This window comes from Paracoccus sp. (in: a-proteobacteria) (assembly GCF_032007265.1).
GTDB lineage: Bacteria > Pseudomonadota > Alphaproteobacteria > Rhodobacterales > Rhodobacteraceae > Paracoccus.
The window spans coordinates 1-26,298 of record NZ_DALZMB010000054.1; the positions used below are offsets into that span (position 1 = coordinate 1).

The following is a 26,298-nucleotide window of genomic DNA, read 5'->3' on the forward strand; positions in this document are numbered from 1 at the left end:
GCCGTTCGGTAGAGCGGTGTTTAGGCCCAACAAAATAAACCCGCAAGATGAAAAATGCGGAATTTTCGAACTTTGTCATCTTGGCGTCGTAAAGCCCTGCAATTGCTGGCTCTGAGCGGTCAATATTTCGATCAGGCGCAGACTGGTGCAGGGGTTCGCACGGTGCTGTGACACGGCCAAAGTGCGAATCTGTCTGCGTTTGGGCGGGAATCGCCGCGAATTGGCGCTTACGATTCCGATTCTGAGGCGAAATGTCATCAAAAGTGGCGGGGGTTTTGGGCTCGTGCCGGATCACTCACGCGATGCAAGCAGATTGGCGCCCTGTTTAAGGATGACCATCGTCGATGTTTCAGCAACCGCGGGGATGGATTGCAGCACATCGCGCACAAAGGTTCCCAACGCATCCACGTCGCGCACCCAGACACGCAGGACGTAATCGACATTTCCCGTCACCAGCAGGCATTCGGTGACTTCGGGACATTGCGCAATCGCCGACAGGAACTGTTGCGTGTCCTCGGGGCCGTGGCGTCCCAGACGGACCGAGATAAAGACATTGATGTTCAACCCAAGCGCGGCGGGATCGATACGCGCGAAATACCCCTGTATGACGCCCGCATCCTCCATTCTTTTGACGCGGCGCCCACAAGGTGTTGGCGACAGCCCTACCCGCTCGGACAGGTTCAAGATCGGAATGCGGCCATCCTCGCGCAGCGTGGTAAGGATGTGGCGGTCGATGTCATCCAGCTCAATCATGCAGCTTTTCACCAATATTTCAGCTCAATTCGGTGTAAAGCTGCATGAACTGGTTAAGGCAGGCAAGTCTTTGCAGGGATTTGTCCAAGCGCTCGCGTTATCCTGCCGCAAAAGCAGGAGGAAACATGCCAGCCTATTTCATTTGTACCATGTCCGTTCATGATCCGGAAACCTATCGCAAGTATACTGCGCTGACGCCCGCAACTTTGGCCCGCTACAACGGCCGGTTTCTGACACGCGGGGATGAGGTGCTGACGGTCGAAGGGGGGCCTGAATTTACAGAGCGTATGGTGATCTTGGAATTTCCCGATAAGGCAGCGGCATTGGCCTGGCATGACGATGCCGATTACCAAAGCGCATCCGCCTTTCGCCGCGCGGCATCAACCGGGCGGATGATCTTGCAAGAGGGGCGCGGCAATACCGCAAACCCCGATCCAAAGGTTTAAGCCATGGATTTGCAGATCAAGGATAAAGCCGCACTGGTGTTTGGCGGATCACGCGGCCTGGGTCGCGCAATCGCAACCGAGTTGGTGGCCGAAGGGGCCAAGGTCGTCATCGTCGCCCGCAATGGCGAGCGCGTGCAACAGGTCGCCGCCGAAATCGGCTGTTTGGGCCTTGCGGGCGATCTGTCTGTCGCAGGCGCGGGGCGCGAGCTGACCCTGGCTGCCGCGACGGCCTTGGGCCGGATGCCCGATATTTTGGTGACCAACACGGGCGGCCCGCCGGTGGGCAGCTTTGCCCAGACAACCGATGCTGCATGGCAAGCGGGCTTTCAGGCCCTGTGGTTAAGTACGGTCGACGCGATCCAGACCGTCCTTCCGTCGATGACAGCCAACCGCTGGGGCCGCATCCTTGCCGTCACCTCGGTCGCAGCCAAAGAGCCACAGCCGGGGCTGGTGATTTCGAACGGATTGCGCGCAGGCCTGCTGGGGCTGGTCAATAGCCTTGCCCGCGAAGTGGCGGCACAGGGCATTACCGTCAATGCGCTGATGCCCGGCTATACCAATACCGACCGGATGGCCGAACTTGGCGTCGACAATGCCTCGATGGGGCCCAAAATTCCGGCCGGACGGCTGGGCGAACCGGCCGAATTTGCGGCACTTGCTGCTTTCTTGGCATCGGGGCGTGCCTCTTATATCACCGGCCAGGCCATCGCCGCCGACGGCGGCCTGCTGCACGCGATCTGAGGACGAAATGACCCACTCTCCCTTTGCCTCCTGGCTGGACCAGACCAACGATGTCACTCAGGTCTTTTTGGCTGCTGCGCTAAAACCTGATCTGATCAATCTGGCCGGAGGCCTGCCTGAACCAACGACCTGGCCCGTGCAGGAACTGTCAGAGCTGGCGCAAAAGGCTGTGGCTGAACACCCGGCCCAGGCGCTTGGCTATAGCCCGATCGATGGCCTGCCCGAACTGCGAGACCTGATCGCAAGCCGCTTCAGCACCGCCGAGCTGCAATTGACGCGCGAAAACGTCATGATCACGACCGGGGGGATGCAGGCGCTTGATCTGATCGGCAAGGTCCTGCTGCAACCGGGTGCGACGATTGCGGCACAAAGCCCCGCCTATCTGGGTGCGCTGGATGCCTGGCGCCCCTCCTTGCCGAACTATCGCCCGATGGACCTGTCGCAGGCCGATCTTGATCCCGTTACGGCGTTCTGTGGTTCGCAATTTGCCTATACCGTTCCAAACTTCTCGAACCCGACGGGCAAGCTGGTCAGCACCCAAATGCGCCAGACCCTTGTTGATGCGGCGGTCGAAACGGGGTGCTGGCTGGTCGAGGATGATCCTTATGGGACGCTTTATTATGACGCGCCCCCCCTGCCCCGCATGATCGAACTTTATGCCAAGGCCCGTCCTGGCCGCTATGATGGCCCGGTCATCTATCTGGGAACCGTCTCGAAAGAGCTGGCACCGGGTCTGCGCCTTGGCTGGATCATCGCCGCCCCCAAGATGATCACGGCACTGACGACCGCCAAACAAGGTGCCGATCTATGCACCAGCGGCCTGTGCCAAAGGATCGTGCTGGACGCATTTGCCTCGGGCCTGATCGAGCGTATCCGCCCCAATATCCTGTCGCTTTATCGCAGCCGCCGCGATGCACTTTGCGCCGCCATGAGCACAGATCTTTCAGATCTTTTCGACTGGGAGGTTCCCAGCGGGGGGATGTTTGTCTGGGCCGTGGCCAAGAACCCCCATCTGGATACCGATCAACTGCTGCAAAGGGGGCTTGAATATGGTGTTTGCGTCAGCCCCAGCAGCGTGTTTGACCCCAAGGGGGAAAACCACCGCGCATTGCGGCTGAACTTCACGCTGAACCCGCCCGAGCAACTGGCCGAAGGGATCCGCCGTCTGGCCAGCGCCACGCGCAGCCTGATCAGCGCAGCCGCCTAACCTTGCCACTGCGCGGGCACCAGCCCGCGCAAGGCATTCCCGACCCAAAGCCTGACCTGCGCCAGATCCTCGATTACCAGAATCTCCTCGCGGCACTGTCCCGCGGCCAGAAGATCGGCGCGCAAGACGCCGGGCAACAAGCCAGATGACCGGGGCGGCGTGCGCAGCCCCGCGCCGCGATCGAAAAAGACCGTGGTGATGGTACCGTCACAGACCTCACCACGCTCATTGCAAAAAATCACCTCATCCAGTCCTGGAGGCAATGCGGCGCGGGCGGCATCATAGGCTGCGCGCCGCGTGCTCTTGATCCCAAGCCAAGGGTCATCCGAGTGTAACCGCGCCGGGGCAAGCCCCAACCGCCATTCAGACAGCGCCGGTGGCAAGGGTGCGATCTGAACCTCGATCTGACCAAGGCCATCCAATGTCAGACGCAGCCGCGACGCCTGCCCCGCGGGCCCTACCATGGCCGCAGCCACTCGCGCGCGATCACAATCCCAGCCCAAAGCCGCAGCACCTGCGGTGATACGTGCCAAATGGCTCTCGCGGCGGCAACAAACCGACCCGTCCCATAAGGCAGTCTCGATCAGCTTTAATCCGGCTGCACCAGATCCTGCAGATAGCGCGCCTTCCATAAGGCTTCCTCCCACTCTCCTGCGGCGGTCGAATCCTGCACGACCCCGCCGCCGACATTCAGCCTGACCCGACCGTCGGGCCAAACCGACAGCGTTCGGATCGTCACCGAGAACGCAGCCGATCCGTCCGGCGCCATCCACCCCAAAGTGCCACAGTAAACGCCGCGCTCATGGGGTTCGACCTCGCGAATGATCTCCATCGCGCGAATTTTCGGCGCCCCCGTGATCGAGCCACAGGGAAACAGCGCCGACATGACCGCCGCCAGATCAGCCGGCTCTGCCAATTGCCCGACAACCAACGAGCTCATCTGATGCACGGTGGCAAAGCTCTCGACCGCAAACAGCTCGGGAACCCTGACGGAACCCACCTTCGAGATCCGGGAAATGTCGTTGCGCAGCAAATCGACGATCATCAGATTTTCCGCGCGATTTTTTTCAGAGGCGGCAAGCCCAAGCGCCAAGGCCCGATCCCGCTCGGGATCGGCGTCACGCGGCGCAGTCCCCTTCATCGGACGCGCCTCGATCCGTCCCTGTGCATCAAGACGCAAGAACAACTCGGGTGAGCGCGAGACCACAACCGGCCCCCCCAGATCGGCATAGGCCCCATAGCCAACCGGCTGGCGCTGCCGCAAACCCGCATAAAGCCCAAGTGGCGTGCCCGAAACCAGCCGGGTTTCCAGTGGGAATGTCAGGTTGATCTGATAGCAGTCTCCCGCCGTGATATAGTCCTGTGTCCGCGCAAAAGCTGCCGAATAATCAGCCTCGGACACCATGGGCACGACAGGCGCCAAACGGGCCCCATCATCTTGGATCAGCGCAGGGTCCAGCTCTTGCGGGCCGTCAAAAACCCCAAAAACCATCAGCGGAACATCGCGGCCTTCGGGCATCTGGGCCAACAAAACATCTTCCAAGGCATAGCCCGCCTCATAGCTCATCCAGCCCGCGACCCACTTGCCCATGCGGCGCGCAGCCTCCAGCCGCTGCAATGCAGGGAAAACCTCTTCCGGCGACTCGACCACAACCAATTCGCTGGGATCGCGGAACATGACCTCCTGCCCCGCCGGGCCGAATTCGCACAGGATCACGCCTCTATCCTCATCGCTGCCTTCCGGAACTGCCGCCCGATAGCACGGCCCCGCTCCCGGAAACAACGCTCGCCTTTCTTCATCACCCAAATACCCATGATGCGGGTGCAACCGCCCATGCCACCTGCCAGTCTGGCCTAGCCGCCAAAATGGTCCCGCCCATGGCGCCCCCACCTTTTCCAAAGCCTGCCGTCAATTGCTGCAAGCCCTGCCCCGATCAGCACCATGCCCAGAATATGACGTAATTCGAGATGCTCGCCCAAAACCAAAATCCCCAGAAAAATGGCGCAAATCGGTATGAGGAAGGTTACCAATGCAATGCTGGTTGCGCCGGCGGTCGCAAGGATGCGGAAATACAGCACATAGGCCAACGAGGTCGACAATATCGCCAGCGCCAATAATGCCGACAGCGCAGCTGCACCGGGCATCGGCAATTGCCAGGGCCGATCCGCCAGCATGGCCACAGGGAAAAGCAGCAGGCTTGACGCGATCAGCTGCCCGGTGGCCGTGGCCATCGGCGTCACGCCCATCCGCCGGAAGCGGCGCCCGTATATGCCCGAAAGTGCGTAAGATGCCGCAGCCCCCAAAAACAGAAACTGCGCGCCAAAGCCCGAGCCCAGTGCCTGGCCAATCCCCCCTCCGATCATCACGACCACACCCAGAAATCCCAAAACCACCCCGACAATGCGCCCGCGATCAAGACGCTCGTCGGTAGTCAGGACATGGGCGAAAACAACCGTGAACAGCGGTGTCGTCGCATTCAGGATCGAGCCAACCCCCGCCTCGATGTGCTGCTGACCCCAAACAATCAAAGAAAAGGGCAGCGCATTATTCAAAAAGCCAAGCACGAAAAGCGCGCGCCAGACTTGGGCACCTCGGGGGAGATGTTCATTCGCGGCGCGCAGCACAAGGATAAGGACCAAGGCGGCCAAGAAAACCCGCAGAAAAACCACCGTCAGGACCGGCAAGTCGCGCAGTGCGATCGCATTGAAAAGAAAAGAGCCGCCCCAGAGCACCGCCAAAACAACCAACATCAGCCATTCAGCGCCAGTCATGGCGCGCGCGCGAAGTTCGGGGGAAGACATGGACGGGCCTGGCATGGAACTCTCGTGTGGCTGGCGGAACATGGCCCGACATTGTCAGCAAGCCGCAAGGCGCACCATCCGGATTTTGCGGTCAAAACCCATGTCGGTCGCATATCCCGTGGCGCGGTCGCGATTTGGGTATTTTTATGATGAAGAAAGAGGCAGGATCGCCCCGGAAGGGCTGGGCAGCAGGTGCAAAGATGGCAACTTTCGAAATCTTGGAGTTGCGTTTGGGGCGCGCGCGCCCCTTTGGTCCGAAGGGCGCATTAAGCGCGATCGACAAGCAGCCGCTTGAGCTGGAAAGCGCGGTGGAGCTGGGCCCGAACGGATTGGCCGGCGACGAGCAAGGCGATCCGCGCCACCACGGTGGTCCAGACAAGGCAGTTCATGCCTATCCGCTTGCGCATTATGCCCTTTGGCGGGCTGAACATCCTGAGGTCTCGGATAGCTTTGTTCGCGGTGGGTTTGGTGAGAACCTGGTTGTCGGCGGCCTTGATGAAAGCGGGGTTTGTCTGGGTGATCTTTGGCAGGTCGGAGCGTGTCTGTTGCAGGTCAGCCAGGGCAGGCAGCCATGTTGGAAGCTGAATTTGCGCTTTGGCCTGCCCGATATGGCCCGCAAGGTTCAAGACAGCGGTCGCAGCGGTTGGTATTTTCGGGTTTTGAGGGGCGGACAGATTGCTGCACCCGCAATTGCGCAACTGGTTGGGCGCCCTCATGCTGAATGGCCGTTATCGCGCGTCTCGGATCTGCTTTATCACGACCGCCTGAACACGGGCGCGCTGGCAGAATTGGCGCAGATCCCCGGCCTGCCCATTAGCTGGCAAAGGCTTGTGCAGGCCAGGCTGAACAGTGGCCGGGTTGAGGACTGGGATAGGCGCATCCTGACCCCTTGAGGTGCCAGCACAGTCGCCCTGCGATATGCCTGATTACTTCTTGTGCAATTCATTTTCTACTTCTGCCTAGAGATTGGTCATATAGCTTTCCGCGCCAGTCCTGCTATTGCTGGATGCAGCATGAGCCATGCCGAATTGGCATTGGCGAATGCGGTGGTGAATTGCCACATTTGTCAGCAGAACGAACATAGAAGGCGGGCTCATATGAGCAGAATTGAACATGACTTGATTGGCGATCTTGAGTTGGCGGATACGGCCTATTGGGGGGTCCACACCCAGCGCGCGGTCGAGAATTTTCCCATCTCGGGGCGCACCATCGGCGCATGTTCCGAGCTGGTTGATGCTTTGGTTGCCGTCAAAGAGGCCTGTGCGCTTGCCAATGCCGAACTGGGTCTGTTGGCCCCGGAACTGGCGGATGCCATTGTCAAATCTGCCCAAAAGATCCGTGCGGGTGCCCTGCACGATCATTTCGTCGTTGATCTGATCCAAGGTGGCGCTGGCACCTCCAGCAATATGAATGCCAATGAGGTCGTCGCCAACCTTGCGCTGGAAATTATGGGCAAGGCCAAGGGCGATTACGGCGTGCTTCATCCCAATGAGCATGTGAACCTTGGTCAAAGCACCAATGATGTTTACCCGACGGCGCTGAAGATCGCGCTGATTTTTGCGCTGCGCCGCCTTGATGTGACCATGGCCGAGCTGGAGGCCGCGCTGACCGAGCGTTCGCAGGCCTTTGCCGGAATCATCAAAATGGGTCGCACCCAGTTGCAAGATGCCGTTCCGATGACCCTGGGTCAGGAATTCGCCACCTTTGCACAGATGATCAAGGACGAGCGCCGCTCTATCAAGGCGGTGGAAGCCGAGCTGTGCATCCTTAATCTGGGCGGCACGGCGATTGGCACTGGCATCACCGCCGATCCGCGTCTGGGCGAGCTAAGCACCCGTCATCTGTCGCAGATCACCGGGCTTGAGCTGAGCCTGGCACAGGATCGCATCGCGGCGACACAGGATACCGGGGCTTTGGTTGCGGTTTCCTCGGCGTTGAAGCGGTTGGCGATCAAGCTGTCGAAAATCGCCAATGACCTGCGGCTTTTGTCCAGTGGTCCGCGCGCCGGCCTTGGCGATATCGAGCTGCCTGCGCGTCAGGCCGGTTCCTCGATCATGCCGGGCAAGGTCAATCCGGTCATCCCCGAGGTCGTCAACCAGGTCTGCTTCGAGGTGATCGGCGCTGATCTGACCGTGACCATGGCGGCAGAAGGCGGCCAGATGCAGCTGAATGCATTCGAGCCGGTGATTTTTGCCAGCATCGAACGGTCGATCCGTCATCTGGAATCGGCGATGCAGACGCTGTCGCGCAACTGCATTTCCGGCATCACGGCAGATGCGGCCAAGCTGCGGGCCACGGTCGAGCATTCGATCGGCATCGTCACCGCGCTGACGCCCTATATTGGCTATGTTCGCGCCACCGAAGTCGCATTGGAGGCCCATCGGACCGATGATGGCGTCGCCAATATCGTGTTGCGCGAAAAGCTGATGGATCAAAGCAAGCTGGATGCTGCACTTGCTGCTTCGGCAATGGTGGGCAGTTAAGCCCGCCTGCATGTGGCCTTATTGAAAGAAGGGCGGCCATCACGGCCGCCCTTTTTCATTCTGCTGCGATCAATTGGCTGAAATTCGGCGCACATGCACCTTAGAGATCGCGCGCCCGTTCATCTCATTGACCTCTAGTTCAAGATCGCCGACGCGAACCTTGGCACCGACATTGGGCAAGGTCCCCAGCTGCCACAGGATATAGCCCGCCAGGGTCGAATAGCGGTCGGCGTCGTCGGCCAGATCCGCCCCCAACAGGTTCGACGCCCGGCGCACATCCAGCGCACCGTCCACGATCCACGAGCCGTCGGGCTGGGCTTCGGTCATCAGGCGATCTTCGTCCTCTTCGCCGAACTCGCCTGCGATGGCTTCAAGCAGATCCGAAGGTGTGACAATCCCTTCGAGCGAGCCATATTCGTCAACAACCACCGCAAGTTTGACCTTTGAGGCGCGCAGCTGTTCCATCAGGCGCAGCGCGGTCACACGTTCATGCACGACCAAGGGTTGGCGAATGCTGGTAGTGCCATCGATCTGGCCCTTTTCCAGAATTTCGGCCAGCAGATCCTTGGTCAGGGCCACGCCCAGAAAGCTTTCCAGACGTCCCCGCGCGACAATATAGCGCGAATGCCCCTCAGACAGCATCTGGCTGCGCAAGGCCCCCGCATCGCGATCAAGATCGATCCAGTCGATTTCCGTGCGCGGCGTCATGATCGAGACCGCCGGGCGGTCTGCCAGCGACAGAACACCCTGTATCATCTCTTGCTCTTCAACGGCAAAGACCTGCTCTTCGGCGGCTCGTGCCCCGATCAACGAGGCCGCGTCGGTTTCGCCGCGTGTGCTGCGTCCGCCCAACATTTTAAGCACAGCCTCTGCAGTGCGGTCACGGACATCGCCCCGGCTGGCATGGCGGGCCTGATTGCGCTTGCCGATCTGGTTCAGCGCCTCGATCAACACCGAAAAGCCAATGGCCGCGTAAAGATAGCCCTTGGGAATATGAAATCCAAAGCCCTCGACGATCAGCGAAAAGCCGATCATCATCAAAAAGCCCAGACACAGGATCACCACCGTCGGATGGCGCGAGACAAAGGCCATCAACGGTCGCGACGACAGCATCATCACGCCAACCGCGATAATCACCGCGATCATCATCACCGACAGATGCTTGACCATACCGACCGCCGTGATCACGCTATCAAGCGAGAACACCGCATCCAGAATGACGATCTGTAGCAAGACCTGCCAAAAGACGGCCTGATAAACCTTACCGCTTTTGTTTTCGGTATGCCCCTCAAGCCGCTCGTGCAGCTCCATCGTGCCTTTGAACAGCAAAAACAGCCCGCCAAAGATCAAGATCAGATCGCGGCCCGAGAAGGGTTGATCCCAGATATGAAACAACGGCTGGGTCAGTGTGACGATCCAAGCCACCGAAGCCAAAAGCCCAAGCCGCATCACCAAGGCCAGTGTCAGACCGATAAGACGTGCCTTTTCGCGTTGATGCTCGGGCAGCTTATCGGCAAGTACGGCAATGAAAACGAGGTTGTCGATCCCCAGAACGATCTCGAGTACAACGAGCGTCGCCAGTCCCGCCCAGGCGGCGGGATCGGACATCCATTCAAAAATCACGGGCCTCAGGCTCCTATTGTGAAACGTCGCCGCAAACTCGGGCGAGAATTCGTTCTCAGCAAGAGCCAACGCAGATATTCGCCCCTGAAGTTCCGCATTTTAGCCCTGTGTTGCTCAAATGAGCGGGCAAATGCCCCAAGCCCGTGACAATCCGCCGCGTCGGTCCCGCCGACAAGCGCCGAGCCACGCCAGCGGACAGCGCAACATAATTGCGCATAACAGACTAAAAAGGACGGAATCGGCGCTGGTACTCTGGCTGTCTGTCTGGATACTGGGGCTGGGATGTGAGGACTGATTGCTGCCGGACGCGTCGGCGCAATGGGTGAAGGAGGATGGAATGCCGGGCAATAATATCTATGAGCAGGGCCTTGATGCCTGTCATGCCAATTACGAACAACTGACGCCTTTGCGCTTTATCGAGCGCACCGCGGCCATCTATCCCGAGGCTTTGGCCGTGGTTCATACCGGGGTTCGCCGTAATTGGGCCCAAACCTATTCGCGCTGCCGCCTGATCGCCAGCGCCCTTGATCGGCGCGGCATCGGCAAAGGCGATACGGTCGCGGTTCTGGCCGCCAATATTCCCGAGGCCTTCGAATCCCATTTCAGCATTCCCATGACGGGCGCGGTGTTGAACGCGATCAATACCCGTCTGGATGCCGAGACCATCGCCTTCATCCTGAACCACGGCGAGGCCAAGGTTCTTTTCGTTGATCCCGAATTTTCCGAACTTGCCGCTCGCGCACTGGATATTGCCTGTCTGAACCAAATCCTTGTCGTGGATATCCGCGATCCCAGCTTCAACGGCGGCGAACCCATTGGCGCACTGAGCTATGATGACCTGCTGGCCGAGGGCGATCCCGATTTCTTGCCGCCTGCGCTGACGGATGAATGGGATGCGATCTCATTGAACTATACCTCGGGAACGACGGGAAACCCCAAGGGTGTGGTCTATCACCATCGCGGCGCAGCGCTGAATGCGATGCAGCATATCATTGGCTGGGAGATGCCCCATCATGCGCGCTATCTGTGGACGCTGCCGATGTTTCACTGCAACGGCTGGTGCTTTCCCTGGACGATTGCCGCCAATGCAGGGGTTTGCATCTGTTTGCGCGCCGTCAGGGCCGAGCCGATCTTTCAGCTGATCCGCGAAGAAAAGGTGACCCATTTCTGCGGCGCACCGATCGTGTTGAACATGTTGGTCAATGCGCCCGATGAGCTGAAGGATTTCGACCATCAGATCAAGGCCATGACCGCAGGCGCCGCCCCTCCGGCTGCGGTGATCGCCGCGATGGAGCGTATGGGTATCGAGGTGACCCATGTCTACGGCCTGACCGAGACCTATGGCCCTGCGGTGATCTGTGCATGGAAAAGCGAATGGAACGCGGCCTCGGGCGAGGAGCGCGCGAAACTGAAGGCGCGCCAAGGGGTCAAAAATCTTGTTCTGGGCGAGCTGATGATTGCGGACCCGGCCACGCAAGAGCCTGTCCCCAGTGATGGTGAGACGATGGGCGAGCTGTTCTTGCGCGGCAATAACGTCATGCGCGGCTATTTGAAAAACCCGGCTGCCACCGAGAAGGCCTTTAAGGGGGGATGGTTTGCCACGGGCGATCTGGGCGTGATGCATCCCGACGGCTATATCGAGATCAAGGACCGCTCAAAGGATATCATCATTTCAGGCGGCGAGAATATTTCGTCGATCGAGGTCGAGGATGTGCTTTACCGCCACCCCGCGGTTATGGAGGCAGCTGTCGTGGCGCGCCCGGATGGCACATGGGGCGAAACACCCTGCGCATTCATCACCCTCAAGCCCGAAAGCCGCGCGACCGAGGAAGAGATATTGGCCTTTTGCAGGCAGAATATGGCGCGCTATAAAGTGCCAAAGACCGTTATTTTCGGCGATCTTCCGAAAACATCGACAGGCAAGATCCAGAAATTCGCACTGCGCGAGCGGGTTCGTGATCTGACGTGATGTGAAAGATGGGGCTATTCGCCCCCTCTTGTGGCTGCGCCACAATTCACCCCCAAGGATATTTCACCATGAGAGAGGGGGCCGGGTCATGACGAGAAAGGCTGCCCCTTTTGTGGCACCAAAAGATCGAGCGGCTGGAAGATTGCCCCCTGCGGACCTTGGGAAAAATGAGCGGTAATGCCGAAAACATGCGCCAGATTTTCGGCGCTGAGCACCTGAGCCGGGGGGCCATCTGCGGCGATCCGACCCTGATGCAAAAGGATCAGCCGCGTGCAATAGCGCGCGGCCAGCCCAAGGTCATGCAATGAGGCCAGCACGCCATGACCCTGCGCCGCGAGGCTGGCAAAAACGCGCATCACCTTGATCTGGGCGGCAGGGTCAAGGCCAGCCACCGGCTCATCCGCGATCAGAAGGGGCGCTTTTTGGGCAAGAGCGCGGGCAATGAGGGCGCGGGCTTGTTCGCCACCTGACAGCTGGGTCGCGGGGCGGTGGCGCAAGGGGGCCAGCTCGAGCGCGTCAATGGCATCTTCGATCGCCGCTGCGCCTGTGGGATCTGATGCGCCATGGGCAATGCGGCCAAGCGCGACCAGCCGTTCGACCGTAATGGGCCAGATGATGTCGCGCCCCTGTGGCATGAAGGCGGCCCGCTTGGCACGCTCGATCGGAGAGAGATGCGACAGGGACGATTGGCCCTGATGGGGCAGCAAGCCGAGAGCCGCGCGCAGCAGCGTGGTTTTTCCCGCGCCATTGGGCCCAAGCAATCCGACGAACTCGCCGGGCTGAAGGCTGAGATCGACATGATCGATCACCTTTCGCTTGCCTCGCACGACGCTGATTGCTGCAAGTGTCAGAGCGGTCATCGCGCCCCCCTTTGAAAGCTGCGTCGGACGTTTTTTGGCCAGGGTGCCAGGCCAGGGTGGGGCCAATTGCGGTAAGCCCCCATCCCTGCCCTAGCCCGCGCTGGCGTCATCTTACCATTTCGTCTCGAGGCCGAAATAGGCCCTGCGACCTTGCGAGGCAAAGCCCCAGACATCTACCGCCTGCTTGTCAAAAAGGTTGCTGACCCGCGCGGTTGCCCGCACATTACTGGTCAGATCATAGCCCCCTGCGACGTCGACAATGGTATAGCTTGGCAGTTTCGCCGTCGCATAGCTGCCCCAGAACTGGGTATCATAATTGCCAGAAACATAGCGGATATCGCCGCTGATCGTGCCCCGCCCGCCCTGAATGGCATAGCTTGCCGAAAGGCTTGCCTCATGGCGTGGACGACGGATCTCGACCGAACCATCGGGGTTTTTGGCATCAAGATAGGTGTAGCTCACACGCAGATCGAGATCGTCAGTTGCTTGAAGCCGCCCGGCGATTTCCACGCCCTGCCGTGGGCTTTTGCCGCGCTGGTTGACATAGCTTGCCCGACCGCTGCCATCTGCCGCCGCGCCGTTGACATAGCTGATCTCATCCTCAAGCTTTTCGTTGAAATAGGTCACATCGATGAGGGCGCGACCGTCTAGCAGCTCGGCCTCGAGGCCCAGATCAAAGCCCGTATTGCGCTCGGGCGTCAGGGCCGGATTGCCCAAAGTATAGGTGTCATTGCCGAAAAGCTCGTAATACGAGGGATTTACCATGCCGCGACCGGCCGAGGCATGAACGCGCAGCCCGGTATCCGCGATCTGATAGGACAGGCCTAGGTTCCAGCTGGTGAAATCGGCAAAGCTGTTGTTGTTATCGCGACGCAACCCCGCCTGAATATCCAGCCCATTGTCCAGAAAGCCCCGATATTCCAGCGCAAGCGAGGTGTTCTTGCGGTCGTAATCGGGCGCGGTGGTATTTTCGTCCAAGATCCGCTCAAGCATGAGGTTCAAAAGATGGTTGCTGTCGGCGACCGCCATCCCATCCAGACCATAGCTCAGCCGATATTTAAGGGCACGGGTTTCGCCTCGCGTTTCAGGGCCGTCATTCAGGCTTTGCTTGAAGATGCTGTCTTGCAGCTCAAGCCGATGCACCATGCGCCCTTCCAGCATCGTATATTCACCAAATGCCGATCCGGTGAATTCATTGCGCATGCTGTGTTCATCGGGATCATCAACCAGATAGCTGCCCGCATCGCTCGCCAGATAGCTTTCTGAATCGCTGTCATATCGCTCTTTCGAGCGGCGCAGGGTAAAGCCCAAAAGCACGTCCTCGCTGGCCTTCCAGTCGCCAGTCAGCCCCAAAGAGGTGCGCCGGATGCCATCTTTTTCGCCGCCATCGCCCGACAGGTCATAGCCATGATCATCGCGCTTGGCCGCGCTGAAGGCCAAGCCGCCACGCTCGGTCCTTTGGGTGAACCAGCCCGAGGCCGCATAGCCGTTGCCCAGCTCGACCGCACCGCCGTAATGCGTGCCCAGCTCGCCACGGCGTGTGATGATATTGACCACCCCCGCCGAGGCATTCGATCCAAAATAGACCGATTGCGGCCCGCGCAGAACCTCGATCCGGTCGATATTGGCCGTCTCCAGCCCCGAGAGGATATATTCATCATTGCCACCGCTGGCCTGAACCCCGTCAATCAGGATCAAGGTGTGGTTGGCCTCGCCGCCCCGGATGCGCAGCTGGGTCATGCTATTGCCGCTCGAGCTGACCGACACGCCCGGCATGGCGCGCAGCGCATCTTGCACCCGACGCAAACCGCGCTCTTCCATCTCTTTTCCGGTTACGACCGAATAGGCGCGGCCATAGGAATTTGCGGCAATGGGCGATAGCCCGCCCGAGATCACCACCTCATCCAACGTGATCTGATCCGGGCTCGCGCTATCAGGCACACTATCCTGCGCGGTGGCGGCAATGGGGAAAAGCGCAGCGCAAACTGCAATCCAAGAAATCTGTGGCCGGATCATTCCGCAACCTTTCATCAGCAGGAAACCTGCAAAACCAGAGGCGATCTGCGGCAGGAAACGATCATGCGCCCCTGTCCCCCGCACATCGGGTGAGCGTCACCTCTGCGGAAAGGCCGCCTTCCAGACGCGCCCCGCGTCGGAAATGGGTGATCACTTTGGCAGGTCTCCTGGCTTGCGGGTCAGGGCTTGGGCCGGCCTTCCCGGAGCATGGCCCCAGTGGCAAATTCGACCGTCGCTCGCCGCTTACAGTTGCGGGGGCAGCCGCGGCTTGATCCAAAGATCCTCCGCAGTTCCCTTTTCATCCGGCGCATAGACGCCGGAACCAAAGCGCAATTTGACTCGCCCGCATTCACAGACAAGTCAAGAAAAATATCCGCCCGGCTGATGCCTGGGGCGAACCCGATCGCGCGCCGAATATGAAAAAACCTCTGCAAGAGCTGACCCTTGCAGAGGTTTGAAATCCCGATTTTGGCAAAAGCCATGCGCCCCTCAGGGCACTGCCTTTTGCCAAATCCCTTAGAAATCCCAGTCGTCATCCTCGGTCGCAACCGCTTTTCCGATGACATAGGACGAGCCTGACCCCGAGAAGAAGTCATGGTTTTCGCTATCGGGCGAAATCGCGGCCAGAATGGCCGGGTTGACCTCGCAAACCTGCGGCGGGAACAGCGCCTCATAGCCCAAATTCTGCAAGGCCTTATTGGCATTGTAATGCAGGAAGGCTTTGACATCCTCGGTCAGACCGATGCCGTCATAAAGCTCTGCCGCATATTTGGATTCAATGTCATAAAGATCAAAGATCATCGAAAAGGCAAAGTCCTTCAACTCGGCCCGCCGCTCCTCCGAGACCTTCTCAAGGCCGCGTTGGAATTTATAGCCGATGTAATATCCATGCACGGCTTCGTCGCGAATGATCAGACGGATCAAATCGGCCGTATTGGTCAACTTGCCGCGGCTTGACCAATACATCGGCAGATAAAAGCCCGAATAAAACAGAAAGCTTTCCAGGAAAACGCTGGCGATCTTGCGCTTCAGCGGATCGGCGCCCGCTGCATATTCGTTGACGATCAAACGCGCCTTTTGCTGAAGATGCACGTTCTCCTCTGACCACCGGAACGCCGCATCAACCTCGGGGGTCGAGCACAGCGTCGAAAAGATCGAGGAATACGACCGCGCATGAACCGCCTCCATAAAGGCGATATTCGACAAGACCGCTTCTTCATGCTGGGTGATGGCATCGGGCATCAACGACGGCGCGCCCACCGTGTTCTGGATCGTGTCCAAAAGGGTCAGCCCGGTGAAAACCCGGATCGTCAGCTCGCGTTCTTCGGGGCGCAGCGTCGCCCAGCTCTGAACGTCATTTGACAGCGGCACCTTTTCCGGCAACCAGAAATTGACCGTCAGACGGTTCCAGACCTCAAGATCCTTCTCATCGTCCAGACGGTTCCAGTTGATCGCCTTAAGCGGCGTACGCAGCAACTGATCCTTCATCCGAAGAACCCCTCTTTCATGCTTAAATATCCTCGGGGGTCCGGGGGCAGACAGCCCCCGGCGTCATAACAGTTCTACAGCGCGCAGGACACGCAGCCCTCGACCTCGGTCCCTTCCAGGGCGGTCTGGCGCAAGCGGATGTAGTAGATCGTCTTGATGCCTTTTTTCCAGGCATAGATCTGCGCTTTGTTGATGTCGCGCGTCGTGGCCTCGGCCGGAAAGAACAGCGTCAGCGACAGGCCCTGATCGACATGCTCGGTCGCGGCTGCATAGGTATCGATGATGGCTTCCGGCCCGATTTCATAGGCATCGCGGTAATATTCCAGATTGTCGTTCGTCATGAACGCAGCCGGATAATACACGCGACCAATCTTGCCTTCTTTGCGGATTTCGATCTTGGCCACGATCGGGTGGATCGAGCTGGTCGAGTTGTTGATATAGCTGATCGAACCGGTCGGCGGCACGGCCTGCAGGTTGCGGTTGTACAGCCCATGCGCCATGACATCGGCCTTCAGCTGAATCCAATCCTCACGGCTGGGCAGCGTGATGCCTTCAAACAGCGCCTGGACCTGCGGCAGTTCGGGCAGCCAGTCTTGGTTGACATATTTGTCAAAGAACGAGCCATCGGCATATTTCGAACGCTCAAAGCCCACGAAGCTGCGGCCATGCTCGCGCGCCAGCAGATTAGAGGCCCGGATCGCGTGATAGGCGACTGCGGCGAAATAGATGCTGGTGAACTCGACGCCTTCCGCGCTGCCGTAATGGATACGCTCACGCGCCAGGAAGCCATGCAGGTTCATCTGGCCAAGACCAACGGCATGGGCCTCGTCATTGCCCCGGCGGATCGACGGCACGGCGTCAATGGCCGACATTTCCGACACGGCGGTCAGCGCGCGGATCGCGGTTTCCACAGTTGCGCCGAAATCAGGGCCATCCATGGTGGCTGCAATGTTCAGCGACCCAAGGTTGCACGAAATATCGGTGCCCAGATGGTCATAGCCCAGATCCTCATGGAAGGTCGAAGCTTCGTTGACCTGCAAGATCTCCGAGCACAGGTTCGACATGGTGATGCGACCGTCGATCGGGTTGGCGCGGTTCACCGTGTCTTCGAACATGATATAAGGATAGCCCGATTCAAACTGAATCTCGGCCAGTGTCTGGAAAAAGGCGCGCGCATTGATCTTTTTCTTCTTGATGCGCTTGTCGTCGACCATCTCGGCGTATTTCTCGTTGACCGAGATTTCCGAGAAGGGCACGCCATAAACCTTTTGCACGTCATGGGGCGAGAACAGATACATCTCCTCGTTTTTCTTGGCCAAATCAAAGGTAATATCCGGAATCACCACGCCCAGGGACAGGGTCTTGATGCGGATTTTCTCATCGGCATTTTCGCGTTTGGTATCAAGGAAACGCAAAATATCGGGATGGTGGGCGTTCAGATAGACCGCACCAGCACCCTGACGCGCGCCCAGCTGGTTGGCATAGCTAAAGCTGTCCTCCAGCAGTTTCATCACCGGAATAACGCCCGAGGATTGGTTCTCGATGCCTTTGATCGGGGCACCGGCCTCGCGGATATTGGTCAGCATCAAGGCGACGCCGCCGCCGCGCTTGGACAGCTGCAGCGACGAGTTAATCGCCCGGCCGATCGATTCCATATTGTCTTCAACGCGCAGCAAGAAGCACGAGATCAGCTCGCCGCGCGACTTCTTGCCAGCGTTCAGGAAGGTCGGGGTTGCAGGCTGGAAACGGCCCGACAGGATCTCATCCATAAAGGACATTGCCTGCTTTTCATCACCACGTGCCAGCGCCAGCGAGACCATGACAACGCGGTCCTCGTAACGCTCAAGATAGCGCTGACCATCGCGGGTCTTCAGCGTGTAGCTGGTGTAGTATTTGAAGGCGCCAAGGAAGGTCGGAAAGCGGAACTTCTTCTTATAGGCCGCATCCCAGATCTCGCGCATGAAGTTCTTGGAATACTGGTCCAGAACCTGCGCCTCGTAATAGCCTTCCTCGATCAGATAATCGAGTTTTTCATCCAGCGAATGGAAGAAGACCGTGTTCTGGTTCACATGCTGCAGAAAATACTGATGCGCGGCCTTGCGGTCGGCATCGAAACGGATTTTCCCCTCACTGTCGTAAAGGTTCAGCATCGCGTTCAACGCATGGTAGTCAAGTTCGGCCTTCACGCCATTGTCGAGCATTCCATCCCCCGGAATTCAGCAAGCCCATCACGGACACGGGCAATATCGGTTTCCGTCCCGGCCAACTCGAAGCGATAGAGTACCGGAACATTGCATTTTTTGGCAATCACATCACCGGCAAGGGCGAAGGTCGTGCCGAAATTTCGGTTTCCCCCGGCAATAACGCCGCGCAGCAATGCGCGGCATTCCGGGTCATTCAGAAAGCGGATCACCTGTTTGGGAACCGCGCCCCGTCCCTGACCATCAGCAAAAGTCGGACAGATCAGGACAAAGGGACCAGTCGGACGTGGCAGCGCCTCGGCTGGTGAAATCGGGATACGCAGGCCGCCCAGAGCCAACTGATCGACGAAGCGGGCCGTATTGCCCGAAACCGACGAAAAATAGACCAGATCCAACACGGCATGCGACTCGCTTAGGACAGACGGCCGATCATATCGGGGCGGAAACCGGCCCAATGCTCATCGCCTGCCACGACGACCGGGGCCTGACGATAGCCAAGCGCGGTCACCATTTCCATCGCCACATCATCCTGCGTCAGATCGATGACGTCATAGGACAGGCCCTTGGCATCAAGCGCGCGGGTTGTGGCGGTGCACTGCACGCAAGCAGGCTTTGAATAGACGGTGATAGTCATGCTTTGTCCCTTGGCATGTCTGCGATGAGAGATAAGGAAATCCCCGCCGAAGTGACCTTCGCCAGCGTATTGGATTCCCGCGCCCATCGCACGGTTTAATTCATTCCTGTCCTGACAGGTCTCTGACTCACGGGTCTCCGTTCCGTCGATCCTTCGGGCCTAGCCCATTGAATCTATATGACTTCACTCACCGCCTACAGTTGTGGGGGAAGCTTTGGCCTTCGGCCCGCTTTCCCTCGTTAGTTTTCTCGCCAAACGCGCGCTCGACTCAAGAACCAGAACACAAGCATTAGGCCTCACAGCCATAATTTTGTCAACATCTTGTGCGACTCTGTAAAAGCCCTTGCAGCTATGCACCTTAGACGAATTGGTCATGGAAAACCTGTCGATTTCCACGCGCCATTCACCTCGAAAGGCGCTGGCGGCCCCCTCTCGCATCTTGGAGATTCGGCTTCAAGCCCAATTGCCGTGACGCTGGGGCAAAACAGCCCTGCGTCAGCGGACCACCGCGTCTTGATTAAGATGGGGGTCAGCCAGGCTTGCCGCAAGTGGACCTGGCGCGCGGCATTTTGGCCACCGCCACCCATGAAAATTTGTCAGAGGCGGCAAGGACGCTTGCAAAAAATTGCGCCCCGGCCCTGCCAAAAGGTCCGGGGCGGCTGCCCAATTTTGACCGGGCGCTAGCCCGCTGAAATTGCAAGAAACCCCTGGGTGGGTTCAGGCCGAAAGCGCCGCCTGCCGTTCCGCGCGCCGCGCGGCCTGAACATCGGGATCAGGGTCAAGGCCGGCGGCCAAAAGCGCGCGCGTATAGGGTTCGCGCGGCGCCTCAAAGACCTGCTGCACCGTTCCCAGCTCGACCACCCTGCCCTTTTGCATCACCATCACATGATCGGCAAAATCACGCACAACAGGCAGGTCATGGGCGATGAAGATAAAGGCAATGCCCATCTCGCGGCGCAGTTTATCCAGCAATTCAATCACCTGCGCCTGAACCGAGACATCCAGCGCCGACACGGCCTCGTCACAGATGATCAGCTCGGGCTCTAGCGCCAAAGCGCGGGCAATCGCGATCCGCTGGCGCTGCCCGCCCGAGAATTGATGCGGATAGCGGCTGGCCATTTCAGGCTTCAGCCCCACCTGTGCCAAAAGCTCGGCGACCCGGGCGCGCCAGGCCGATTTGGGCAAGATCCCCGGATGGATCGCCCATGCCTCGGAAATCAGCTGATAGACCGTCATGCGCGGGTTCAGCGATTGCGTCGGATCTTGAAACACCATCTGCAAATCGCGGCGCAATGCGTAAAGCTCGGCCGGGGACATGGCGAAAAGATCGCGCCCCTTCCACAAGGCCTGTCCGCTGCTCGGCTCTTCCAGCCGCAACAGCACCTTGGCCAGTGTCGATTTGCCCGAGCCCGATTCCCCGACAATCGCCAGCGTCTCGCCCGCCATCAGATCGAAGCTGGCATCCTCTAGTGCCAGGAACTCGCCATAATCCTTGCTGACATTGCGCACCTCCAACACGGGCTGTGCGCGCGCAAGGGGGGCATGCATTGCGCCCTTGCCGGGCGCGGCCCCGATCAGCTTGCGCGTATAGGGATGCTGGGGGTTGTGATAAACCTCGCGCGCGGCACCGGTTTCCACGACTTCGCCCGCATTCATCACCACGACCCGATCGGCGATTTCTGCGACCACGCCCAGATCATGGGTGATGATCAAAATACCCATCCCGGTTTCGCGCTGCAATTCGCCCAGCAGGCCCAAGACCTCGGCCTGAACGGTCACATCAAGCGCGGTGGTCGGCTCATCGGCGATCAAAAGATCGGGCTTCATCGCCAAGGCCATGGCGATCATCAAGCGCTGGCGCTGGCCACCGGAAAATTCATGCGGATATTTCCCAAGCGAGGCCTGAGGGTTGGGGATGCCCACCCTCGTGACCAGACGCAAAGCCTCGGCGCGAGCCTTATCGCCGGAAATGCCGTGGGTGGTCAGCGCTTCGGCGATCTGCCAGCCGACCGTATAGACCGGGTTGAGATGGCTTAGCGGATCTTGAAAGATCATCGCAATGCGGCGCCCATTGATCTCGCGCCGCGCGCTTGTGCCCAGTTTCAACAGATCCTGACCATCAAAAATCACCTGACCCGATGTGATCTTGCCCGGCGGCATGTCGATCAGGTTCATGATCGCCGAGGACGAGACCGATTTCCCCGATCCGCTTTCCCCCAAAATCGCCAGCGTCTCGCCGCGGTCCAGGTGATAGCTGACATTGCGCACGGCTTTGACCGTCCCTGCGGCGGTGTGGAACTCGACCGAGAGGTTGCGCACCTCAAGCAGGTGATCAGTCATTTTTGCGCCCTCTCATTTCCAGACGCCAGCGCTGGGTCGGATCCAGTGCGACGCGCATCCAGCCCGAAAGCAGGTTCAGCGACAACGTGGTCAGAATGATTGCAAGCCCCGGCCAGAAGGACAGCCACCAGGCATTGGTCAGATATTGCCGCCCCTGCGCGATCATCAATCCCCAGGTGATCTCGGGTGGCTGGATGCCAATGCCCAGAAAGGACAATGAGCTTTCAGCCAGCATGACAAAGGCGAAATCCAGCGTCGCAATCGTCATCAACGTGGGCAGCACGACCGGAAGGATATGGCGCAAGATAATGCGCCGCGCGGGCGCGCCCATGACGCGGGCGGCCTGTACGAACATGCGCTCGCGGATTTCCAGCACCTCGGCGCGGGTGGTGCGCAGATAGACCGGAATCCGGGTGATCGCCAAAACCACGACCAGATTAAAGACCGAAGGCCCCAGCACGTAAAGCACGATGACGGCCAGCAACAGCGAGGGGAACGACATGATCACATCGGCAAGCCGCATGATCACCTCTCCGGTGCGGCGGCTGGCATAGCCCGCCACCAATCCAAGGCCCGAGCCGATCAAAGCCGAGAAAAACACCGCACCAGCGGCAACCATCATGGTGTTTTGCGTCGCCACAATGATACGCGCCAGCAACGGGCGGCCAAGCGCATCTGCGCCCAGGAACCAGACCCAGCCGCGCGACAGATCAAAAGGCGGCGCATTGCGCCCACGCAGGTTCTGCTTTTGCGCCAGATCGTTCATCCAGGCGGGACCGATGATCGCCATGACCAGAACGACCAGCAGAAAGATCACCGCGCAGACCGCGAATTTATCGGCCCATAGCATACGCAGATAGCGGCGAACGGCGCTTGGCTCGGGCGGAAGGATGTCGGTTGTGCTCATGGCCGGGCCCTTAGTGGCGGATGCGCGGATCAAGCAGCGAATAGGCCAGATCGATCAGCAGATTCATGACGAAAATCGCCAGAGCCGTGACCATGATCGCGGCCAGCACCACGTTGAAATCGCGTTGAAGAATGGAATCGATCATCAGCTTGCCGACGCCGGGAAAGCCGAAAATCGTCTCGATCACCACAGCCCCGTTCAAAAGCGCCGCCGCCTGATCGCCGATCACGGTGATGACGGGCAGCATGGCATTGCGCAAAGCGTGGACAAAGATGATGGGCCGCGAACGCACCCCTTTGGCACGCGCGGTTTTCACATAGGCCGAGGACAGCGCCGTGATCATCGAGCCGCGCACCACCTGCACGATCAGCCCGAACGGGCGGATGAACAGAACCGCAACCGGCAAAACCCAATGCAAGGCAGTGCCCGTCCCCGAGGTTGGAACCCAGCCAAGCCCGACCGAAAACACCGTGATCGCCACAATCGCGACCCAGAAATCCGGCGCAGAGGCCCCGATCAGCGACAGCAGCGAGGCAATACGGTCAAAAAAGCCGCCAACTTTGAATGCCGCCAGCGATCCGACGACAATTGCGGCAACGGTAACCAGCGTCATGGTGATCAACGCCAGTTGCAGCGTCCAGGCAAAACCCTCGAGCACCACATCGATGGCCGGGCGCGCCTTGCGCAGCGATTCACCGAAATCAAGGTGAACCAGATCCCAAACATAGCGGCCAAATTGCACAATCAGCGGATCGTTCAGGCCGTGGATCTCGCGGAACTGCTGGCGCATTTCCTCGGTCGCATCGACGGGCAGAAACAAGGCCGCCGGGTCGCCCGTCAGACGGGACAGGAAGAAAACGGCGACGATCAGCCCCAGCAGGGACAAAAGGCTGGCAAAGGCGCGTTTGCGGATGAATCTCTGCATGGTTCGGTCCGTCTGAAAGGCGGGTCTTGAAAGGCCGGGCGGGTTTTCCCGCCTGGCCGGACGATTTAGGGCTGCTTATTTAAAGGCGATGCCTGAAAGCGGCAGCATCGAGTTGGTCGCCATCGAGGGGCGCCAGTTCAGACGCTCGGCCACACGGCTATAGCTGACCATGTGGAACAGCAGCACATCAGCCGCCAGATCGTCATGCAGGTATTTCTGCACCTCGCCCCACAGCTTTGCGCGCTCTTCGCCCGTCGCCGCCGAGGCCTTTTCGATCATCTCATCAACCTTGGCATCCGCCAGACCCGACTGACGGCCATCGGTCGCATATTTGAAATACATCGAGAAAACCGGGTCGCCCTTCGAGTTGTCGTGCATCGCCGTCACCATCAGCGGGCCACGATCGGTCGGATAGGGCTTCGAGTACATCTTCTCGAATTCCGCGACCTCGTAGAACTGCAGATCGACGGTAAAGCCAACATCTTGCAACATCTGCTGGATCGCTTCCATGATCTCGGTGACGTTGGGGAAGTTGGCGGTGCGCGCAACCAGGGTCAGCTTGGTATCGACAGGCACGCCATCAGCCTTTGCCTCGGCCAGCAGCTTTTTCGCGCCTTCCGGGTCAAAGGCAGGCACGGCAACGTCTTTGTTCCAGCCCAGGGTCGGCGGCGGGAAAACGGCGGTTGCCAGCTCGGTGCCTTCGGGAACCAACGTGCCAACAAAGGCCTGACGGTCGATTGCCATATTCAGGGCACGGCGCACGCGCAGATCGTTCACCGGCGCTTGGCTGTGATCAAGACGGATATAGACGGTTTCCGAATCCAGATAGGAAAAATCTGTCGCCGGATTGGTCGCATCCAGCTGCGAGATCGAGGGGGCAATATCGGCCTCGCCGGTTGCCACCATCGCCGCGCGCACCGAAGGATCGGCACGGAACAGATAGGTCGCCTGCGTGACGGTCGGCTTTTCGCCCCAGTAATCGGCACGCTCGCTCAGCACGATCTGCTGGCCCGGCGTCCATTCGGTCAAGGCATAAGGGCCAGTACCGACGGGCTCGCGGATGAATTCAACCTTGGTTTCTTCGGGGACGATCGTGACCAGCGAGAACAGCAACGGCATGATCGGCTGGACCGGGTCAGAGACAATATCAACCGTCTTGTCGTCGACGACTTTGACCTCGACCTTCATGCCGCCGAAATAGCGCGGGCTTTCGCAGGTAATGGAGGGATCCATCGCGCGATCAAAGCTGTGCTTGACGTCTTTGGCATCAAAGCCCGTCCCGTCCGAGAACTTGACGCCTTCACGCAGATGAAAACGCCAGCTGCCATCGGCATTTTGCTCCCAGCTTTCAGCCAGTTTCGGCTTCAGCTCACCCCCGGCTACATCCAGCTCGGTCAGGGTTTCGCTGATGTTTTGCAAGATGATCCGCCCGATATTCGAGCGGGTCGCCATGCAAGGTTCCAGCAGATCAGCCTCTTCGTTCAGGACGATTTTCACGCCCGTATCCTGTGCGAAAGCGGGCGTCATGGTGACTGCCGACAGCACCGCCCCCCACAGCATGGTCTTGATTTTCATTATCGTTTTCCTCCCATTGGAAAATCACGTCACGACCGCCGGGCCCGGCGCGAAGCGCCCAAGGCGATCAAGGCAGCCGCGCAGATCAGCACGCCACCAGCCAAAGTCGCAGGACGGGCAATTTCGCCGAAAAGCACATAGCCCAGTGCCGCCACCAAAGGCAGCCGCAGAAAATCGACCGGCGCGATGATCGAGGCATCCGCCATGCTGAACGCATGGGTCATCAGCGCCATGCACCCCGCGCCCAGCACCCCCTGAAGCGCCAAAAGGCCCAGCTGATCCCAGCTGGGCGTGACCCAGAACGGCAGCGCCAGCACGAAAGCCATCGGCACGGTCAAAAACAGGTTCCACAGCACCAATGTTGCCGTCCTGTCCCCCGAGGACATGGATTTCAGCATCAATTGGATCACTGCCTGCATCAAAGCACCCGACAGGGCAAAGCCCATCGCCAGCGTCAGCCCCGTCCCGGTCGGCCCCACAATCAAAAGCGCACCGGCCAGGCCCACCAGCAATGCGCCCATACGCATGATGCCCAAACGCTCGCCCAAAAGCATCGCCGCCCCCAGCACGACAAAGACAGGCGAGGTAAAGGCGATGGCGGTTACATCGCTAAGCGGCCCCTGAGAAAATGCGGCGAAAAACGCGACCAGTGCCAATAGCTTCAAGCCGGCGCGAACCGCATGTTGGGCAATCGGAAACTGGCTGCGCATGATTTGGGGCCGCGCCAGCGCCAAAGGCAGAACCGCCAGCGCGCCAAAGGCAGCACGGAAAAAGCCGATGACAAAGGGATGCACACCGCCGTCAAGCGCGCGCACAATCGCCGCATCAACCGCAGCCAAAGCCGCGCCACCCGCCGCAAAAGCGACGGCCAGCATCACCGGCTCGGATCTGGGCTGGGCCCCGACCATGCGCATTCCCCCTTGCAATCCATTCCCCTCAATCCCTGCCAAGCAAGATGCACATTGAGCCGCAATATTGTCAACTCATTTCACATAACTTGCCAAAAGGCAAAAATTACTAACTTCTATATTATTGTTTTTGCGTAATAATACACGACGAAACTTCTTATTTTACTTTTGGACAACTTATCATCAACTTGACAACCTTTGTTTTTCAACCAATGCTTCCGGGGGTTCCGGCTAAGGGGAGTGACGCATGGGTCCTGATGAAATTGCCGCCGCGATGAACGGCGCGCTGACCGAAATCCGGCCCGGCCGATCCGAGGGGTTTTTGCCCTCGCCAAAGATCCAAAACCACGCAGCATTCCTGCATCTTTTGCCAAATGGCGATCTGCTTTGCGCATGGTTTGGCGGCACGCTTGAGGGGAA

At 59.2% G+C, this 26,298-nt stretch carries 22 protein-coding genes and 2 riboswitches; of the genes, 6 read left to right on the forward strand and 16 right to left on the reverse strand.

The annotated features are described in order from the left end of the window. Positions 1–291: 291 nt before the first annotated feature. A complete protein-coding gene (locus tag RTS12_RS12180) occupies positions 292–753 on the reverse strand; it encodes an Lrp/AsnC family transcriptional regulator (RefSeq protein WP_312528841.1) in 462 nt (153 codons plus the stop codon). A 125-nt stretch (positions 754–878) separates the two neighbouring features. Between RTS12_RS12180 and RTS12_RS12185 the strand changes: the two genes are divergently transcribed. From RTS12_RS12185 to RTS12_RS12195, 3 genes are read left to right on the forward strand one after another with little or no spacing between them, the layout of a single operon-like run. Next, on the forward strand, positions 879–1,199 hold the full coding sequence (locus tag RTS12_RS12185; RefSeq protein ID WP_312528843.1) for a DUF1330 domain-containing protein: 321 nt from the start codon (positions 879–881) through the stop codon (positions 1,197–1,199). A 3-nt stretch (positions 1,200–1,202) separates the two neighbouring features. After that, positions 1,203–1,940 (forward strand): SDR family oxidoreductase, encoded by a 738-nt coding sequence (locus RTS12_RS12190; RefSeq protein ID WP_312528845.1) that lies wholly within the window; start codon positions 1,203–1,205, stop codon positions 1,938–1,940. Between the two features lie 7 nt (positions 1,941–1,947). Continuing rightward, positions 1,948–3,147: a PLP-dependent aminotransferase family protein gene (locus tag RTS12_RS12195; RefSeq protein WP_312528847.1), complete on the forward strand. Its 1,200-nt coding sequence runs from the start codon at positions 1,948–1,950 to the stop codon at positions 3,145–3,147. On the opposite strand, the gene RTS12_RS12200 is transcribed toward RTS12_RS12195, so the two are convergent. The 3 genes from RTS12_RS12200 to RTS12_RS12210 form a co-directional block, all read right to left on the reverse strand. Then, positions 3,144–3,779, reverse strand: coding sequence for an aminotransferase class IV (locus RTS12_RS12200; RefSeq protein ID WP_312528849.1), 636 nt, complete (start codon positions 3,777–3,779; stop codon positions 3,144–3,146). The two genes, RTS12_RS12195 and RTS12_RS12200, sit on opposite strands and share 4 nt — an antisense overlap. After that, the gene (locus RTS12_RS12205) at positions 3,737–4,864 is read right to left on the reverse strand and encodes an aminodeoxychorismate synthase component I (RefSeq protein ID WP_409455684.1); all 1,128 of its coding nucleotides are present in this window, start codon (positions 4,862–4,864) and stop codon (positions 3,737–3,739) included. Before RTS12_RS12205 ends, RTS12_RS12200 begins: the two co-directional genes overlap by 43 nt. 137 nt (positions 4,865–5,001) lie before the next feature. Beyond that, a complete protein-coding gene (locus RTS12_RS12210) occupies positions 5,002–5,949 on the reverse strand; it encodes a DMT family transporter (protein ID WP_312528852.1) in 948 nt (315 codons plus the stop codon). Positions 5,950–6,149: 200 nt separating this feature from the next. Between RTS12_RS12210 and RTS12_RS12215 the strand changes: the two genes are divergently transcribed. Together RTS12_RS12215 and RTS12_RS12220 are read left to right on the forward strand one after the other, a co-directional pair. Continuing rightward, complete coding sequence (locus RTS12_RS12215; protein WP_312528854.1) at positions 6,150–6,842, forward strand: MOSC domain-containing protein; 693 nt, start codon at positions 6,150–6,152, stop codon at positions 6,840–6,842. Positions 6,843–7,046: 204 nt separating this feature from the next. Next, the gene (locus RTS12_RS12220; RefSeq protein WP_312528855.1) at positions 7,047–8,432 is read left to right on the forward strand and encodes an aspartate ammonia-lyase; all 1,386 of its coding nucleotides are present in this window, start codon (positions 7,047–7,049) and stop codon (positions 8,430–8,432) included. Positions 8,433–8,501: 69 nt separating this feature from the next. Here RTS12_RS12220 and RTS12_RS12225 read toward each other — a convergent pair whose 3' ends face one another. Continuing rightward, positions 8,502–10,055, reverse strand: a complete 1,554-nt coding sequence (locus RTS12_RS12225) for a TerC family protein (protein ID WP_312528857.1) — start codon at positions 10,053–10,055, stop codon at positions 8,502–8,504. Positions 10,056–10,392: 337 nt separating this feature from the next. On the opposite strand from RTS12_RS12225, the gene RTS12_RS12230 reads away from it, so the two are divergent. After that, positions 10,393–12,024, forward strand: coding sequence for an acyl-CoA synthetase (locus RTS12_RS12230; protein WP_312528858.1), 1,632 nt, complete (start codon positions 10,393–10,395; stop codon positions 12,022–12,024). Positions 12,025–12,110: 86 nt separating this feature from the next. Here RTS12_RS12230 and RTS12_RS12235 read toward each other — a convergent pair whose 3' ends face one another. The 11 genes from RTS12_RS12235 to RTS12_RS12285 all read right to left on the reverse strand — a co-directional run bounded on the left by RTS12_RS12235 (position 12,111) and on the right by RTS12_RS12285 (position 25,878). Next, on the reverse strand, positions 12,111–12,884 hold the full coding sequence (locus tag RTS12_RS12235; protein ID WP_312528859.1) for an ABC transporter ATP-binding protein: 774 nt from the start codon (positions 12,882–12,884) through the stop codon (positions 12,111–12,113). Positions 12,885–12,995: 111 nt separating this feature from the next. Next, the gene (locus RTS12_RS12240; RefSeq protein WP_312528861.1) at positions 12,996–14,900 is read right to left on the reverse strand and encodes a TonB-dependent receptor; all 1,905 of its coding nucleotides are present in this window, start codon (positions 14,898–14,900) and stop codon (positions 12,996–12,998) included. 139 nt (positions 14,901–15,039) lie between these two features. Next, positions 15,040–15,242, reverse strand: a riboswitch (cobalamin riboswitch). Positions 15,243–15,416: 174 nt separating this feature from the next. After that, positions 15,417–16,388: a class 1b ribonucleoside-diphosphate reductase subunit beta gene (gene nrdF, locus RTS12_RS12245; RefSeq protein WP_312528863.1), complete on the reverse strand. Its 972-nt coding sequence runs from the start codon at positions 16,386–16,388 to the stop codon at positions 15,417–15,419. A gap of 74 nt (positions 16,389–16,462) precedes the next feature. Beyond that, positions 16,463–18,589: a class 1b ribonucleoside-diphosphate reductase subunit alpha gene (nrdE, locus tag RTS12_RS12250; RefSeq protein WP_312528865.1), complete on the reverse strand. Its 2,127-nt coding sequence runs from the start codon at positions 18,587–18,589 to the stop codon at positions 16,463–16,465. Further along, positions 18,571–18,987: a class Ib ribonucleoside-diphosphate reductase assembly flavoprotein NrdI gene (nrdI, locus tag RTS12_RS12255; protein ID WP_312528867.1), complete on the reverse strand. Its 417-nt coding sequence runs from the start codon at positions 18,985–18,987 to the stop codon at positions 18,571–18,573. The genes nrdE and nrdI overlap by 19 nt, the downstream gene beginning before the upstream one ends. Before the next feature lie 14 nt (positions 18,988–19,001). Then, on the reverse strand, positions 19,002–19,223 hold the full coding sequence (nrdH, locus tag RTS12_RS12260) for a glutaredoxin-like protein NrdH (RefSeq protein ID WP_312528869.1): 222 nt from the start codon (positions 19,221–19,223) through the stop codon (positions 19,002–19,004). A 95-nt stretch (positions 19,224–19,318) separates the two neighbouring features. Continuing rightward, a riboswitch (cobalamin riboswitch) is annotated at positions 19,319–19,518 on the reverse strand. A gap of 422 nt (positions 19,519–19,940) precedes the next feature. Beyond that, positions 19,941–21,563: an ABC transporter ATP-binding protein gene (locus RTS12_RS12265; RefSeq protein ID WP_312528871.1), complete on the reverse strand. Its 1,623-nt coding sequence runs from the start codon at positions 21,561–21,563 to the stop codon at positions 19,941–19,943. After that, a complete protein-coding gene (locus RTS12_RS12270) occupies positions 21,556–22,470 on the reverse strand; it encodes an ABC transporter permease (protein WP_312528875.1) in 915 nt (304 codons plus the stop codon). The genes RTS12_RS12265 and RTS12_RS12270 overlap by 8 nt, the downstream gene beginning before the upstream one ends. A gap of 10 nt (positions 22,471–22,480) precedes the next feature. Then, complete coding sequence (locus RTS12_RS12275) at positions 22,481–23,395, reverse strand: ABC transporter permease (protein ID WP_312528877.1); 915 nt, start codon at positions 23,393–23,395, stop codon at positions 22,481–22,483. A gap of 75 nt (positions 23,396–23,470) precedes the next feature. Next, the gene (locus RTS12_RS12280) at positions 23,471–24,970 is read right to left on the reverse strand and encodes an ABC transporter substrate-binding protein (RefSeq protein WP_312528879.1); all 1,500 of its coding nucleotides are present in this window, start codon (positions 24,968–24,970) and stop codon (positions 23,471–23,473) included. 29 nt (positions 24,971–24,999) lie between these two features. Further along, positions 25,000–25,878, reverse strand: coding sequence for a DMT family transporter (locus RTS12_RS12285; protein ID WP_312528881.1), 879 nt, complete (start codon positions 25,876–25,878; stop codon positions 25,000–25,002). Positions 25,879–26,298 lie beyond the last annotated feature (420 nt).